Origin of the sequence: Mesorhizobium sp. M7A.F.Ca.ET.027.03.2.1 (genome assembly GCF_003999175.1) — a bacterium.
Lineage (GTDB): Bacteria > Pseudomonadota > Alphaproteobacteria > Rhizobiales > Rhizobiaceae > Mesorhizobium.
In genome coordinates this window covers 1-476 of the sequence record NZ_RZOM01001876.1, presented here as the reverse complement: position 1 = coordinate 476, position 476 = coordinate 1, and the positions used below count along the sequence as shown (strand labels likewise).

Sequence of the window (476 nt, the reverse complement as noted above, 5' to 3'; positions counted from 1 at the left end):
GACCTATCGACGCTGAATGGACGCCCCCTGGCCGAGGCGGTTCAGGCGATTGCGCAAGCACTCGCCCCTGAGAATGCGGATGCCGACCTGATCCGCATAGCGGTACAAGAGGCGCTGGCCGAAGTGTTGCCCGATACCGCGTCATTCGAACCCGCCGATCTTGATGGCGACGTGTTGATCGCAGTCCTGATCGAGTTTTTCACGAGGATCATCTTTCAGGACATTGTCAGCGACGCCGGGGACGCCTGGAACAAGGCTCCTGACCAGGATCGCACGATCGAGGCGGAGAACGAACTTTTTGACATTATCCATGCCGCGGTCGACAGGCACCTTTCGCCTGCTCTGGCCCAACGGGATGCAGAACATGACGCGGGCGCAAGTGGAGGCACAGGAACGTCGCGCAATGGACGCGATCTGGGCCGAATGGGAGGGAAATGAGTGACGCTGTGCCGCTTCTTTCTGGACAAGGAGACTTT

Annotated in this window: 1 pseudogene; it reads left to right on the top strand. The window is 59.5% G+C overall.

Going from position 1 to position 476, the window contains the following annotated elements:
- Positions 1-438, top strand: a pseudogene (locus EN750_RS39820) (hypothetical protein); the annotation flags it as partial.
- Between the last annotated feature and the right edge of the window lie 38 nt (positions 439-476).